A 13,714-nucleotide genomic window follows, 5' to 3' on the forward strand; every position below is an offset into this window, starting at 1 on the left:
CTTTTTGAGAACATTTGCGAACGAACCGGAACTTTTTCGCTAACCCACTGAAATCAAACGGATCGCCTGATCCTGTTTCATCAGCCACAAAAGAACACGCGCCGCTTTGCCCCGATCCGAGCTGAGATCAGGATCACCGTTCAACAGCGCCCGTGCATCGGTTTGCGCGACAGCCATCAGACCGGCCTGGCGTTCCAGATCGGCGATCCTGAATCTGGGCAGCCCTGACTGCGCCGTCCCGATCAAATCCCCTGCCCCGCGCATCTGCAAATCGGTCTCGGCGATGCGGAACCCGTCCTCGGTCTCGCGCAGGACCTCAAGGCGCTTACGCCCACCTTCGCTGAGCGGCGGTTGGTACATCAACAAACAGGTCGATGCAGCCTCACCCCGTCCAACGCGTCCGCGCAACTGGTGCAACTGCGCAAGGCCAAACGTCTCAGCCCGTTCGATCACCATGATCGTCGCGTTGGGTACGTTGACTCCAACTTCGATCACAGTTGTGGCCACCAGCACTTTGGTCTGGCCGGTTTGAAAATCCTGCATTGCGGCGTCTTTGTCCGCTGGCGGCATTTGCCCATGCACCAAGCCAACCGTCTGGTCCCCCAAAACGGCCCGCAGCCGTTTGAACCTTTCCTCCGCCGCGGTCAGATCGGACACTTCGGATTCGTCCACCAAAGGGCAAACCCAATAGCATTGCCTGCCTTCGCGGATCGCGTCGCGCAGATGCTCGACAACTTCATCCATCCGCTGCGTGCTGATGACGGCTGTTTTGATCGGTTTCCGGCCCGGCGGTTTTTCGTCCAAAACAGACACATCCATGTCGCCATATTGCGCCAGGGCCAGGCTGCGCGGGATCGGTGTGGCGGTCATGACTAGAACGTCGGCGCCTTTGCCTTTTTCCGATAATTCCATGCGCTGGCGCACGCCAAACCGGTGTTGTTCATCGACGATGGCAAGGCGCAGGTTCTGGAACACAACGTCGCCCTGAAACACCGCATGGGTGCCCACCAGAATGTGAATGTCTCCACGCGCCAGCGCGGCCAGCTTGGCTTTGCGCTCAGCGCCCTTGTCGCGACCGGTCAGGATTTCCAGCACAACACCGGCGTCTTCAGCCAGCGGCTGTAACCCCTCAAGATGCTGGCGTGCCAGGATTTCGGTCGGGGCCATCATGACGCCCTGCCCGCCCGCCTCGACGGCGATCAGCAGCGCAATGAATGCAACCAGTGTCTTTCCCGCCCCGACATCGCCTTGCAGCAATCGGTTCATCCGCGCGTCCGAGGCCATATCTCCCGCGATTTCGTCAATCGCGCGGGTCTGGGCATCGGTTGGACGATACGGCAGGGATTGCAGAACCTTGGATTGCAGCGACCCAGTGCCGATGCTGACCAATCCGCGGGCCTTTTTCTCACGCTGCCGTGCCAAAGCCAGGGTCAACTGATGAGCCAACAACTCATCATAGGCCAGCCGTTCCCGCGCCGGGGCAAATGGGGCCACGTCATCGGCGCCTTGCGGGTGGTGCGCTGCCTGCATCGCGGTTGCCCAATCGGACCAGGTCTGCCGGTCGACCTGAGTCGGATCGATCCATTCGGCCAACGCCGGAACCCGTGCCAACGCGCTTTGGGCGGCTTTGTACGCCGTCTTTTGCGTCACACCCTGGGTCAGATGATAGACGGGCTCAAACTCGGGCAAAGAACTCGCCTCGTTTGGTGGAACCACATGGTCGGGATGCACCATCTGAGCCATCCCGTCGAACAGCTCAATTTTCCCGGACACAATGCGTTTGGCCCCTTCGGGCAGAATTTTCTTCAGATAGTCCCCACGCGCGTGAAAGAACACGAGTTGGAAGTCCGTCTGCGTGTCTTCGACATATATCCGATAAGCCCCACCCCGGTTTCGCGGGGGCCGATGGCCCCCAACCGTGACCTCGACCGTCAGAGTTGTCGGAAAATCTACGCCTTGGATGGTGTCCCTGCGGCGTCTGTCGACCACCGCATAAGGCAGCGAAAAGAGCAGATCCCGAGGGGAGTCCACATCGAGCTGGCCGAGCAACTGCGCGGTCTTTGGCCCGACACCATCCAGTGTTTCAAGCCCCGCAAACAGGGGGAACAGGATTTCAGGGCGACCGCTCATGCGTCGCCGATCAGCTGCAGCCAGCCATCTTCATCCAGCGTTTCAATCCCCAGATCCGCCGCCTTTTTCGCCTTTGAACCTGCCCCTGGCCCCGCCACCAAAAGGTCCGTTTTCGTGCTGACCGAGCCCGAAACCTTGGCACCGAGCGCCTCGGCCCGGGCTTTGGCCTCGGCCCGGGTCATCTTTTCAAGCGTGCCAGTGAACACGACTGTTTTGCCCGCCACCGGGCTGTCGGAAGATGGTGCCTCGGGCGGTAGGATCGTTAGATGTTGGCGCAGATCGTCAAAGGCCTTGCGCTCATCCGTATTGGCAAAGGCGTCCGACAGCGACAGGCCGAGCGTCGCGCCGATACCATCAATACCGATCAGGTCCGCCCAGGCGCTGGCCGCAGCCTCGGTGACGGCGCAGTTGGCGATGGCCTTGTCGCGGGCCTCTTTCACCCGTGCGCGGCGATTTTCCGTTTCGGCACGTTCACGCTCGGCAGTTTCCGCCTCGTCCGCCTGACGTTGGGCCAGGGCAGCAGGTCGCGCGGTGTCGATGGCCTGTGCCATCGCCTCCCAATCACGATAATACAGCGCAAGATCGCGGGCGCCGACCTCGCCCACGTGGCGGATGCCGAGGGCGAACAGCAGGCGTGGAAACTCAATGGTGCGTTTTTCGTCGATTGCCGCAAACAGATTGCCTGCCGAGGTCTCCCCCCAACCATCGCGGTTCTTCAGCCGCGCCAGATTGCCAGCATCGCGATCTTGCAGGGTGAAAATGTCTGCCGGAGTGTTGATGGGCAACACGTCATCACCATGAAACATCTCGATCTGCTTGGCGCCCAACCCCTCGATATCAAAGGCCTTGCGCGAGACGAAATGTTTCAGCTTTTCAATAGCCTGCGCCGGGCAGATCAACCCACCGGTGCATCGGCGCACGGCATCCCCTTCCTCCCGTACCGCAGCGCTGCCGCATTCCGGGCAGAGAGTGGGGAATTCATAACGTTCCGAATTGACGGGGCGCTTTGACAGGTCAACATCGGCAACCTTGGGGATCACATCACCGGCGCGGTAGACCTGCACCCAATCGCCAACGCGGATGTCCTTGCCATCGCGGATGGTGGCACCCTTGGCGTCGCGCCCGGCAATATAGTCTTCGTTGTGCAGGGTCGCGTTCGACACCACTACGCCGCCAACCGTCACCGGGTGCAGCCGCGCCACAGGGCTGAGCGCACCGGTGCGCCCGACCTGAATGTCGATCCCCTCCAATCGGGTCCAGGCAAGCTCGGCCGGGAATTTATGCGCAATCGCCCATCGCGGCGTGGTCGAGCGAAAGCCCAAACGGGCCTGCAGATCGAGATCGTTGACCTTATAGACAACTCCATCGATGTCGTAACCCAGAGTGGCCCGCTGCGCTTCGATGTCCTTGTAATGCGCCAGAACCTCATCCGTATTGGCACAAAGTTGGGTCAGCGTATTGGTTTGAAAACCAAACGCGTGCAACCGATCAATCGCGCCGATTTGCGTCGCGGCCAGCGGCTCGGACAGCTCGCCCCAGGCATAGGCAAAGAACCTGAGCGGTCGCGCGCGCGTGATCGACGAGTCCAATTGCCGCAAAGATCCCGCTGCGGCGTTGCGAGGGTTGGCAAAGGTCTTGCCACCGATTTCGGCCTGGCGGGCGTTGAGCGCATCGAAATCGGCGTGCGACATGTAAATCTCACCCCGGACCTCAAGAACCTGCGGCGCGTTTTCAAGACGCTGTGGAATGTCCTGAACCGTGCGCGCATTGTCTGTCACGTTTTCTCCGACCGAGCCGTCGCCACGGGTTGCTGCCTGCACCAAAACCCCGTTTTCATAGCGCAGCGACAGGGACAGGCCGTCAATCTTGGGTTCAGCCGTGTACGACAGCGGTTCAGCGTCGCTCAGGCCCAGATATTTGCGAATCGAGCGGTCGAAATCCACAACTTCCGCATCGTCGAACGCATTGCCCAATGACATCATCCGGACGGCGTGAGAGACCTTGGTGAACCCCTCGGACGGTCGGCTGCCGATTTGTTCCGTTGGGCTGTCTGCGCGCTTTAGATTCGGGAATCTCGCTTCGATATCGGCGTTGCGACGTTTCAGCGCGTCATAGTCGGCATCGGAAATCTCTGGCGCGTCATCGCCGTGATAAAGCTGATTTGCACGCGCAAGCGCAGAGGCCAGACGCTCCAATTCAAGGCGCGCCTGCTCTTCGGTCAGATCATTTGCCGGAATTGTATCGCTCATGGCCTCGCCCCGTCTGGATTCTTATGTCCAAGTGATAGGGCGAGGCCAGAGCCAGGTCCAGTGTTGTACCGTGAGTGAGGAAATGCGCCGTCCTGAACCCAAAACGGTCGCGGGGTGTGAGGTCAGGCGCCGACGGCGATCCGTTGTTCGTCCACGCTGTTGGCCTGTGGATCGCGCAGAACATATCCGCGCCCCCAAACCGTCTCGATATAGTTTTCACCGCCCGTTGCATTGCTCAGCTTTTTGCGCAGCTTGCAGATGAACACATCGATGATCTTCAGTTCAGGCTCATCCATACCGCCGTAGAGATGGTTCAAGAACATCTCTTTGGTCAATGTCGTGCCCTTGCGCAGGCTCAACAGTTCAAGCATCTGGTATTCCTTACCAGTCAGATGCACGGTTTTGCCTTCGACCTCGACCGTTTTGGCATCAAGGTTAACGGCGACGCGTCCTGTGTGGATGACGGATTGGGAATGCCCCTTGGAGCGCCGGATGATGGCGTGAATACGGGCCACCAGTTCTTCGCGGTGAAACGGCTTGGTCAGATAATCGTCCGCCCCGAAACCAAAGCCCTTGATCTTGCTTTCAGTATCATCCGCACCGGAAAGGATCAGGATCGGTGTTTCCACCCGGGCTATGCGCAATTGGCGCAGGACTTCATGGCCGTTCATATCCGGCAGATTCAGGTCCAACAGGATCAGGTCATAGTCATACAGCTTGGCCAGATCGATGCCTTCTTCGCCGAGATCCGTTGCATAAACGTTCAGGTTGGCATGGGTCAGCATCAATTCGATGCTTTTGGACGTTGTTGGATCATCCTCGACTAGAAGTATGCGCATTCTACTGCTCCGATTTTTAGGTCAAATTCTTCAACTGATCTGAGCCTGAATAAAATTGGTTAACTTGAAGTTACCGTTGAATCATTTATTCACTTTCTACTTTAAGTTGTCGATATTTTTTTAGAGCAGTTGCTTTCAAAGCCTCGACACCGTGTTCAGCTACGGCCGAAACCCAGCCGTTGAACTCTTCATCGCTGATGCCATAACGCTTTTTTGCCTCGGACAAGGAAATCAGGCCGTAAAGAACCCCCCGAACCACCAATGCCTTTCTAGATGCCACCCACCTGCAAGTGTCTTCCGGTGGTAAATCTGCCCGGGTCAGAATCGACCCGTCCGGCAGGGTTACCGATCTTGGTCCTTCCACTTTGTGTAAGTACATGTCGTGCCTCATTGCTTGTTCAGGAAAGGCTGGCCCCATCCTAATTAAAAGCGGGTGAAACGGCCCCTTGAGAGTGTGTAGAATTTTCCTATATTCTGCCGGTCTTTCTTAACCCTGACTGGAATCGCCATGGCACTTGCTGTCGAGACCCCGCTCAATTCGCTTGGATTTGCAAAACCGCCCTCGGAAACGCGGGTGGTCGTTGCCATGTCCGGCGGCGTCGACAGTTCGGTGGTTGCCGCCTATCTGGCGGATCAGGGATATGACGTGGTCGGTGTGACGCTTCAGCTGTATGACCACGGAGCGGCCTTGGCCAAGAAGGGTGCGTGTTGTGCAGGCATCGACATTCATGACGCACGGCGAGTGGCAGAAGAGCGCGGCTTTCCGCATTACGTTCTGGATTACGAAAACATCTTCAAGGACGCAGTGATCGACGAGTTCGCCGACAGCTATCTGGCCGGTGCGACCCCTGTGCCGTGCATCCGCTGCAATGAGAGGGTGAAGTTCAAGGACCTGCTGGAAACCGCAAAGGACCTTGAGGCCGATTGCATGGCGACCGGTCATTACATCCAGCGCAAGATGGGGCCAAACGGCCCAGAATTGCACAGCGCCGAAGATGCCAACCGAGATCAGTCCTATTTCCTGTTCTCGACCACGCCCGAGCAGTTGGACTTTCTGCGCTTCCCTCTGGGCCACTTACCGTCAAAGGACGCAACCCGCGAGATGGCGGCCAAATACGGGCTGGCCGTGGCGGATAAGCCCGACAGTCAGGATATATGCTTTGTGCCGAACGGCGATTATGCCAGCGTGATCGAAAAACTCCGTCCCGGCGCTGCGGATCCGGGTGAGATCGTTCACGCGGACGGTCGGGTGTTGGGACGCCATGAGGGCGTGATCCACTATACGATCGGTCAGCGCCGTGGCTTGGGCATCGGCGGGTTGAGCGAACCGCTCTATGTTGTGAAGCTGGACGTGGACAAGAAACAGGTCGTCGTCGGCCCGAAAGAGATGCTGGCGACCCGGATCGTTCCCGTGCGTGAGATCAACTGGCTGGGCGACGAACCCTTTACCTCTCGTAAGGAATGGCAGGTGTCGGTCAAAGTCCGCTCGACCCGCCCCCCGCGTGAGGCGATCATCCGCCCTTTGTCGGAAACCACGGCCGAGGTTGAACTGTTGACGCCCGAGGAAGGGATATCTCCGGGTCAGGCCTGCGTGTTTTACGATAGCGACAGCAGCCGGATTTATGGCGGCGGCTGGATCTGGCGCGGCTGCTAGATCGCGTCCGTCCACGAGTTGCTGAGGATATACAGCCCGGCGCAGATCATCACGTAAGGCACAAGGGTTTCCAGCCTGCGCGCCAAACCTCCGGTCATGATCGGTGTTCGGGCGCTTAACAACCCGAGCGCAGTCAACGCCAGGGCGGCCATGATGGCTCCGGCAACTCCGGCCACCCGGTAGTGTGGCGCAGAGTCTGCCAGCAACGGGGCCAGTACAGCAAAAGTGTCCATAGACAGGCTGAAAAATAACATCACGGTGACGATAATCGACGCTTTGGGCGGTATTTTCGGTGCACTCTCGCCACCGGTCTTTCGGAATTGGCGGTAAACGCCAATGAGGCCAAGACCCAAGGGAATGACGCCAAGATATCCCGCCCAATGCGGCACCACGTCATCCACACCCAGCGCCACAACAAACGCTGCCGAAATCACCAGTATCTGAGCCAGCAAGAACCCGATCACGGTGCGGCGCGGACCGGACACCATCATCAGCGCAATCAGAGCCGCCAGGTTATCAAGATTGGTCAGGACCTGAGCCATAAAAGCCGAGGCGGCGAAGATCACCAGATCCAGCATCAGTGTTTCATGCGCTGCAGGACGGCGCGCGCGGCACGCAATCCGGGGGCCTCTCCGCCGCGTCCCAGACGGTCCATCGTCAGGGTCATGGCCTTTTGCTGCGTGTCAGGCGCGTTGGACACCCCTTGCAGCGCAGCGGCGATCGCATTGGGCTGACATTCATCCAGCAAGCATTCCGGCACGGCGCGGGTTTCCGAGACCAGATTGACCAGCGTTACGGTTTCCAGATTGACCATGCGCCTTGCGATCTGCGTAGTCAGCCAGTTCAGGTTATAGGCAATGACCATGGGCGTGGCCTGCGCGGCCAATTCAAGCGAGACCGTGCCGGATGCGGCCAGCGCGAGGTCTGCCGCGGCAAATGCGGCCCGCTTTTGCGCCTGCTCCTGATCCGATGGCAGATCACGCGGATCAACCACGACCGGTGTACCGGGCCAGGTCTGAACGTGCGCCGAGACGGTGTCCACCATATGCGCCACGGTTGGCACCACGACACGATGCGCGGGGCGGTCTTTGAGAAACAGCTCCAACGCCCGCCCAAAAATTGGCGCGAGGCGATCAACCTCACCCTTGCGCGATCCGGGTAATGCCAGAACGATTGGCGCGTCGCCCAGATCAAAGCTGGCGCGAAACGCGGCAATGTCCTGATCTGTGGCGACGGGTTCATTCACAACCGGATGGCCGACGAAATCGCATTCCATCCCGGCCTGCTCCATATACGGGGGCTCAAATGGCAAAAGCGCCAGCACATGGTCGATGACCTTCGCCATCTTGTCTGCCCTGCCCGGCCGCCAGGCCCAGACACTGGGGGCTACGTAATGCACAGTTCGGATATTCGTCTGCGCCTTGACCAGTTTTGCCACCCGCAGCGAAAAATCCGGGCTGTCAATCGTGATCAGGACGTCTGGCTTTGTGTCCAGCACGGCCTGCGCGGTTTCTGCTATCCTACGCTTGAGGTGGAAGAATTTCGGCAGTACCTCGACCAAGCCCATAACGCTGAGTTCGGACATGGGAAAAAGGCTGGTCATACTCTGCGCTTGCATCAACGGCCCGCCGACGCCGTCAAAGGTGACATCCGGCACTAGTTCGCGCAGGCCTTCCATAAGCGCGCCGCCCAGCCGGTCGCCCGAAGGTTCTCCGGCCACCAGAAAGACGCGCATCAGACCGCGCGCTCGCGCACCAGCAGGAACAGACCCAGCCGGTTGCATTCCGCCACCACCTGTTCCCGGTCCAAAACGATGACACCGCCCTTTTCGATCACCAGACCGGACAGCCCCGCCGCCACCGCATCCGCGATTGTCTCGGGTCCAATTGCAGGCATATCGACCCGCAGGTCCTGATCGGGCTTTGGCCCTTTGAACAGAATACCACCGCCTGCATCCGGCCTTTGGGTCAGGGATTGCAGCATCCATGCGGTGCCGAAGATCCCTTCTACTGCCAGCACCTGACGGCGCGACACGACGCAGGCCTGCCCGATATCCGCCGCACCCATGGCGCGCAGAACACCGGCGGCGCGGTCGGCATCGTTCTGATCAGCGTCTGACGGTTGGGCTTCGGTCAGACATCCCAGCGGAGGCAGCAGATCAGGTGCGATCTCATGCGCGGCGCGGATTGTCAGGCCAGCGTTTTCAAAGATGCCGATGACCGCCCGCAACGCACCATCATCGCCAGACATCATCGCCTGTTGAATGATCGGCACCAAGGGCATCGTCGCCGCATCGATGCGCGCAGGGTCGACCTTGGGGCGACGCACGGCGCCTGCCATGCACACCTCTGTCACACCGCGGGTTTTCAGCTCGGCCAGGAAACTGCCTAACTGCTCTAAGGGAAAGGTGATATCGGCGGTGACACTGTCAGGCGCGAAACCTTCCATGGCGCAGACCAACGGGCGCTCCGCCAGTTTCGCGACGACTTGCCCCGGCAATGCCCCTGTCCCTGCAATCAATGCCAGCATGGGTCTATTTCTCGGGCGTCAGGAACGAGCGGTCTGTGTCACCGGTCACGAAATCCACGATCCGGCGCACATATTCGCTGTCGGCAGTGTCACCGACGCGGGCGGCACGGTCCTTGAACGTCCCCTCGCCCTCGGTCAATTCGCGGAACGCCGCACGCAAGGCCGAGATGTCTTCTCTCGACACGCCACGCCGTTTGAGGCCCACAAGGTTGAGGCCGTCCAGCTCGCCGCGCGGCGCCTGAACCAAGCCGTAGGGAATGACATCTTTCGGCACCATCGTCAGCGCGCCAATGATGGCACCGCGCCCGACGCGCACAAACTGGTGCAAACCCGAGATGCCGCCGACGATCACATCATCTTCGATGATGCAATGCCCGGCCGCGCCCGCATGGTTCACCATGATCACCCGATCCCCGATCTGAACGTCATGGGCCACGTGGACCCCGGCCATCAGCAGACAGTCATCGCCCATCCGCGTCACGCCACCGCCGCCATCGGTGCCGGTGTTGATGGTCACATGCTCGCGAATGCGGTTGCGTTTGCCGATCTCAAGCCGCGTGTTTTCACCGCCGAACTTCTTGTCCTGCGGGATCTCACCTACAACGGCAAAGCTGAATATAACCGTGTCTTCCCCTACCGAAGTGTCCCCGGTCACCACTACATGTGATTTGAGCTCGACCCGGTCGCCAAGTTTGACCTGCGGCCCAATATAACAAAACGGACCGATAGAGCAGCCCTCACCGATTTGCGCGCCGGGTTCAATGATCGCGCTTGGGTGAATACCACTCATGTCGTTTTTTCCATATCCCAGTCTACATAGGCCGAGAATTCGGCTTCGGCGGCCACTTCGCCATCTACCGTGGCGCGCCCGCTGAACTTGAAGATTTTGCCGCCCTTTTTGCCGCGCACGGTTTCCACGTTCATTTCAAGCACGTCGCCCGGGACAACCTTGCGGCGGAATTTGCACTTGTCGATATTCATGAAATAGATCAGCAACTCGCTGTCGATCACATCCATGCCGACACCAAGCATGACGCCCGCAGTCTGCGCCATGGCCTCGACGATGGTAACACCAGGCATGATCGGCGTTCCGGGGAAGTGACCCTGGAAATGCGGTTCATTCATGGTCACGTTCTTGATCCCGATGGCCGATTGATAGCCATTGATATCGACAACCTTATCTACCAGCAGAAACGGATAGCGGTGCGGCAATATCCGCTGAATGAGCTGAATGTCGGCGCTCTTGGTTTCCGTAGTCATGTGGTCGTCGTCCTGTTCTGGCTGTCCTGTTCACGCGTGGTAGCAACACAGCTACGCAAGGGCAAGCAAGCTATTCGCTCTGTTGGCTTTCGATCGTCGATCCGTCGCCGATGGCCGTATTGATCCGAGCGATGGCTGCATCGGTTATATCCGAGGCATCTGCGCTTAGGAAAACACTGGATCGTTCGATTATCATTGACGCGCCGGTTTCCCGCAGCAGATCAATCAGAACCGGTTCGGCAAGGCGGGCAAAGGTCGAACGCGCCTCTTCACTGCGGCGAGCAAGCGCATCCAACTTGGCGCGCTGGCTTTCGCGATGGGTCTGAACCTTGTCGTCAAAAGCTTCGGCCAGGGGGCGAAACTCTTCCGGGGTGAGCTCGGCGCGTTTTTCGGTCAGATCTTTTTCTTCGGCGCTCAGCTCGGCCACGATGCGTTCGTTCTCGGCACCCAGAACTTCGCTTTCGGCTTCGATTTCACGAAAAATACGCTGCCCAAAGGCGGATTCGGAAAATAGCCGGTCGCTTGAGATTGTCAGCACGCCGGATTGGGGAACCCCCAATTGCTGAGCGGACACCGCACTGGCAAAAGTCAAAGCCAGGAAAACACACAGGGCCCGCAAAGGGCCCTGAATGATGACGTTAGGAACGCATCGCATCGCGGATCAGAACTGCGCCTGAATGGTCAGGTCAAAGTTCTGCTCTCTGTCGAAATCCTCTTTCTTCAGAGGCTGCGAAAAGTTGAAACGCAGAGGTCCGAATGGCGTGGTCCATAGCACCGACACACCGATGACGTGCCGGATCGAACCGTCTGCGCCAACGATATCGGCACCCGCGGTGTTCACATTGTCGATGTTATAGAGGTTGCCGACGTCATAGAACACGCCGCCGCGCAGGCCCAGTTCCTCGGGCAGGCCCAGCGGGAAATCCGATTCAAACCGGGCCACCCAGTAGTAGTTACCGCCAATCGCATCATCCTGCCCATTTGACAGGTCACGCGGGCCAATACCCGCCGGTTCGAAGCCGCGGAACGTATTCGGGCCCAGCACAAAGCGGTCCAGGGTGCGGCTGAAATCGTTGCCGGTCCAGTTCAAGGCTCCAAGTTCGAGCGTGGCGCGCAGAACAACCTCTTCGTTCAGAACACGCTGCTGCGCGATGGCGCGTGCGGTGGTCTTGAAGAACTCGTTGTCGCCCCCAAGACCCGCAGCATCAACGCCCACTTCAAGCAAAACACCTGCGGTCGGGTTCAGACCACCGATGCGGCTGTCATAGACGTAAGACACACCCAACGCGCTGGACGTGCGCTTGCCCTGATCGATCTCGGATGCGATCACCGCGCCGTTTACTTCGTTGCTCTGCTGGGTCATCTCGCTGCGATCCCAGCCATAGCGCAGGCGCAGCGATGACAGCTCGCCAATCGCATAGGTCAGCTGAGGTCGGAAGAAAACAGTGCTGGTGTCGTAGCTTGCAAAGCTCGAATTGGTCGAGGCCAATCCAAGACCCAGATCAAAGCGCAATTTGCGACCCAGAAGATAGGGTTCAGTGAAGTTGATCGTGTACTGTTCGGAATCCTGTGCGGTCGAAAGAGTGATCCCGAGGTTCTGACCACGGCCCAAGAAGTTCGCTTCGTTCAGGCCGATTGCGATACCGAAACCATCGGAAACCGAGTAGCTGCCGCCAAGGCTCAGCGAACCGGTGGGCTGTTCTTCGACATCGACATCAACGATCACCTGACTGGGTGTCGAGCCCTCACGGGTTTCAACGTCAGCCACCGCAAAGAAACCAAGTGCGCGGATGCGTTCAGCGCTCTGACGGATTTCGCGCGGGTTGAAGGGGTCGCCTTCGACCGTGTCAAACTGGCGACGGATCACGCGGTCCAGCGTGGTGGTGTTGCCTTCGATATCGATCCTCTCAACAAAAATCCGAGGACCTTTGGTCAGCACAAATTCGACATCCAGCGTCAGGTCGCGGTCGTTGCGCGTAACCCGCGGTTCAACGCGCAGGAAATCAACGCCTTCTTTCAGACCCAACCGCTCCTGCCGCGCGATCGAATTTTCGATCAGCAAAGGCGAATAGGTTACACCGGGTCTGATCTTGAGAGCATCCTGATATTTCGCGGCATCCACTCCGGGGATTTCACTGACCGTGGTGATCTTGCCGAACGAGAATTTCTGCCCCTCGGTGATATTCATCACCAAGAAGAAGGCATCACGTTCCCGCGTGAATTCGATATTAGTGCTGTTGACGCGGAAATCGACATAGCCGCGCGACAGGTAGAAATCGCGAATGACCTGCTTGTCGAATTCGATCCGGTCAGCAATGAACGTGTCTCCGCGCAGGAAGGTGCGCAGGATATTGGCCTGCTTGGTTTCCAGCACACGACGCAAACGGCGATCGGAATAGGCGCGGTTCCCAACAAAGCTGACACGCTCAACTTCGATCGTGGTGCCCTCGGCGATCTCGAACACCAGATCAACGCGGTTGTCGCTGCGGCGGATGATGCGCGGGATGACAGTTGCCGACACTCGGCCCTGCGCGGTGTAGACCTCGGCGATCAGGTCGGCATCGGCTTCGGCCACTTGCGGTGTATACACACGGCGGGTTTCGGAAGAAATAACGTCGAACAGCACATCGTCTTTGACGCGGCGATTCCCTTCGATGCTGATCTGGTTGATTGTCGGGTATTCCTGAACCTCGATCAGCAGTGTGCTTCCACGTGGTGTCAGTTCAACTGTTTCAAAAACACCACTGTCAAGCAAACGCTGAAAAGCGTCATTCAACTGACCGGCTGACACCGTCTGCCCCGGCGCGATTCCCGTGCGGGCGATGATTGTCGATGTCTCAATCCGACGGTTTCCTTCAACTTCGAAGGAATTGATAGTATAAGTTTGTGCCTGCGCAACACGCGGCGCAGCGGTAAAACCTATTGCTGCAAACAGAAAAAATATCGCTAGAGTTTGCCACAAGATATTGGATTGCGGCCGACCTGAGCCGCAGAATGTGCCCTTGCCTCTGCTGTTAGACATTATTTTCACTACCCAGATTTTAAGACTTTAA

At 58.6% G+C, this 13,714-nt stretch carries 12 protein-coding genes; 1 reads left to right on the top strand and 11 read right to left on the bottom strand.

Annotated features, from left to right (window positions below; all coding sequences use genetic code 11):
• Positions 1-39: 39 nt before the first annotated feature.
• The 4 genes from recG to sciP all read right to left on the bottom strand — a co-directional run bounded on the left by recG (position 40) and on the right by sciP (position 5,597).
• The gene (gene recG / locus ACR0AG_RS09955) at positions 40-2,130 is read right to left on the bottom strand and encodes an ATP-dependent DNA helicase RecG (protein WP_480838329.1); all 2,091 of its coding nucleotides are present in this window, start codon (positions 2,128-2,130) and stop codon (positions 40-42) included.
• Positions 2,127-4,379, bottom strand: a complete 2,253-nt coding sequence (ligA, locus tag ACR0AG_RS09960; protein ID WP_480838331.1) for an NAD-dependent DNA ligase LigA — start codon at positions 4,377-4,379, stop codon at positions 2,127-2,129. The genes recG and ligA overlap by 4 nt, the downstream gene beginning before the upstream one ends.
• 122 nt (positions 4,380-4,501) lie before the next feature.
• Positions 4,502-5,218, bottom strand: coding sequence for a response regulator transcription factor CtrA (gene ctrA, locus ACR0AG_RS09965; RefSeq protein WP_170713479.1), 717 nt, complete (start codon positions 5,216-5,218; stop codon positions 4,502-4,504).
• Positions 5,219-5,303: 85 nt separating this feature from the next.
• Positions 5,304-5,597 carry a CtrA inhibitor SciP gene (gene sciP / locus ACR0AG_RS09970; RefSeq protein WP_480838333.1) on the bottom strand — a complete coding sequence of 98 codons (294 nt, stop codon included), beginning with the start codon at positions 5,595-5,597 and terminating at the stop codon, positions 5,304-5,306.
• Between the two features lie 129 nt (positions 5,598-5,726).
• Between sciP and mnmA the strand changes: the two genes are divergently transcribed.
• Entirely contained in the window at positions 5,727-6,872 is a 1,146-nt protein-coding gene (gene mnmA / locus ACR0AG_RS09975) for a tRNA 2-thiouridine(34) synthase MnmA (protein ID WP_480838335.1), read from the top strand.
• Here the strand turns inward: mnmA and ACR0AG_RS09980 are convergent.
• From ACR0AG_RS09980 to bamA, 7 genes are all read right to left on the bottom strand, one after another.
• The gene (locus tag ACR0AG_RS09980; RefSeq protein ID WP_480838337.1) at positions 6,869-7,450 is read right to left on the bottom strand and encodes a hypothetical protein; all 582 of its coding nucleotides are present in this window, start codon (positions 7,448-7,450) and stop codon (positions 6,869-6,871) included. The two genes, mnmA and ACR0AG_RS09980, sit on opposite strands and share 4 nt — an antisense overlap.
• The gene (gene lpxB, locus ACR0AG_RS09985) at positions 7,450-8,607 is read right to left on the bottom strand and encodes a lipid-A-disaccharide synthase (RefSeq protein WP_480838339.1); all 1,158 of its coding nucleotides are present in this window, start codon (positions 8,605-8,607) and stop codon (positions 7,450-7,452) included. The genes ACR0AG_RS09980 and lpxB overlap by 1 nt, the downstream gene beginning before the upstream one ends.
• A complete protein-coding gene (locus ACR0AG_RS09990; RefSeq protein ID WP_480838341.1) occupies positions 8,607-9,401 on the bottom strand; it encodes an LpxI family protein in 795 nt (264 codons plus the stop codon). Before ACR0AG_RS09990 ends, lpxB begins: the two co-directional genes overlap by 1 nt.
• Before the next feature lie 4 nt (positions 9,402-9,405).
• A complete protein-coding gene (lpxA, locus tag ACR0AG_RS09995; protein WP_480838343.1) occupies positions 9,406-10,191 on the bottom strand; it encodes an acyl-ACP--UDP-N-acetylglucosamine O-acyltransferase in 786 nt (261 codons plus the stop codon).
• Positions 10,188-10,661, bottom strand: coding sequence for a 3-hydroxyacyl-ACP dehydratase FabZ (gene fabZ, locus ACR0AG_RS10000; RefSeq protein WP_480838345.1), 474 nt, complete (start codon positions 10,659-10,661; stop codon positions 10,188-10,190). Before fabZ ends, lpxA begins: the two co-directional genes overlap by 4 nt.
• A gap of 70 nt (positions 10,662-10,731) precedes the next feature.
• Positions 10,732-11,316, bottom strand: a complete 585-nt coding sequence (locus ACR0AG_RS10005; protein ID WP_480838347.1) for an OmpH/Skp family outer membrane protein — start codon at positions 11,314-11,316, stop codon at positions 10,732-10,734.
• A 6-nt stretch (positions 11,317-11,322) separates the two neighbouring features.
• Positions 11,323-13,683, bottom strand: coding sequence for an outer membrane protein assembly factor BamA (gene bamA / locus ACR0AG_RS10010; protein WP_480838349.1), 2,361 nt, complete (start codon positions 13,681-13,683; stop codon positions 11,323-11,325).
• Between the last annotated feature and the right edge of the window lie 31 nt (positions 13,684-13,714).

The sequence above is a fragment of the Ruegeria sp. H6 genome, from assembly GCF_056532975.1.

What these genes read in the sequence shown, in the direction of transcription:
- recG (WP_480838329.1), bottom strand. Translation starts at nt 2,130, where the DNA reads ATGAGCGGTCGCCCTGAAATCCTGTTCCCCCTGTTTGCGGGGCTTGAA.
- ligA (WP_480838331.1), bottom strand. Translation starts at nt 4,379, where the DNA reads ATGAGCGATACAATTCCGGCAAATGATCTGACCGAAGAGCAGGCGCGC.
- ctrA (WP_170713479.1), bottom strand. Translation starts at nt 5,218, where the DNA reads ATGCGCATACTTCTAGTCGAGGATGATCCAACAACGTCCAAAAGCATC.
- sciP (WP_480838333.1), bottom strand. Translation starts at nt 5,597, where the DNA reads ATGTACTTACACAAAGTGGAAGGACCAAGATCGGTAACCCTGCCGGAC.
- mnmA (WP_480838335.1), top strand. Translation starts at nt 5,727, where the DNA reads ATGGCACTTGCTGTCGAGACCCCGCTCAATTCGCTTGGATTTGCAAAA.
- ACR0AG_RS09980 (WP_480838337.1), bottom strand. Translation starts at nt 7,450, where the DNA reads ATGCTGGATCTGGTGATCTTCGCCGCCTCGGCTTTTATGGCTCAGGTC.
- lpxB (WP_480838339.1), bottom strand. Translation starts at nt 8,607, where the DNA reads ATGCGCGTCTTTCTGGTGGCCGGAGAACCTTCGGGCGACCGGCTGGGC.
- ACR0AG_RS09990 (WP_480838341.1), bottom strand. Translation starts at nt 9,401, where the DNA reads ATGCTGGCATTGATTGCAGGGACAGGGGCATTGCCGGGGCAAGTCGTC.
- lpxA (WP_480838343.1), bottom strand. Translation starts at nt 10,191, where the DNA reads ATGAGTGGTATTCACCCAAGCGCGATCATTGAACCCGGCGCGCAAATC.
- fabZ (WP_480838345.1), bottom strand. Translation starts at nt 10,661, where the DNA reads ATGACTACGGAAACCAAGAGCGCCGACATTCAGCTCATTCAGCGGATA.
- ACR0AG_RS10005 (WP_480838347.1), bottom strand. Translation starts at nt 11,316, where the DNA reads ATGCGATGCGTTCCTAACGTCATCATTCAGGGCCCTTTGCGGGCCCTG.
- bamA (WP_480838349.1), bottom strand. Translation starts at nt 13,683, where the DNA reads ATGTCTAACAGCAGAGGCAAGGGCACATTCTGCGGCTCAGGTCGGCCG.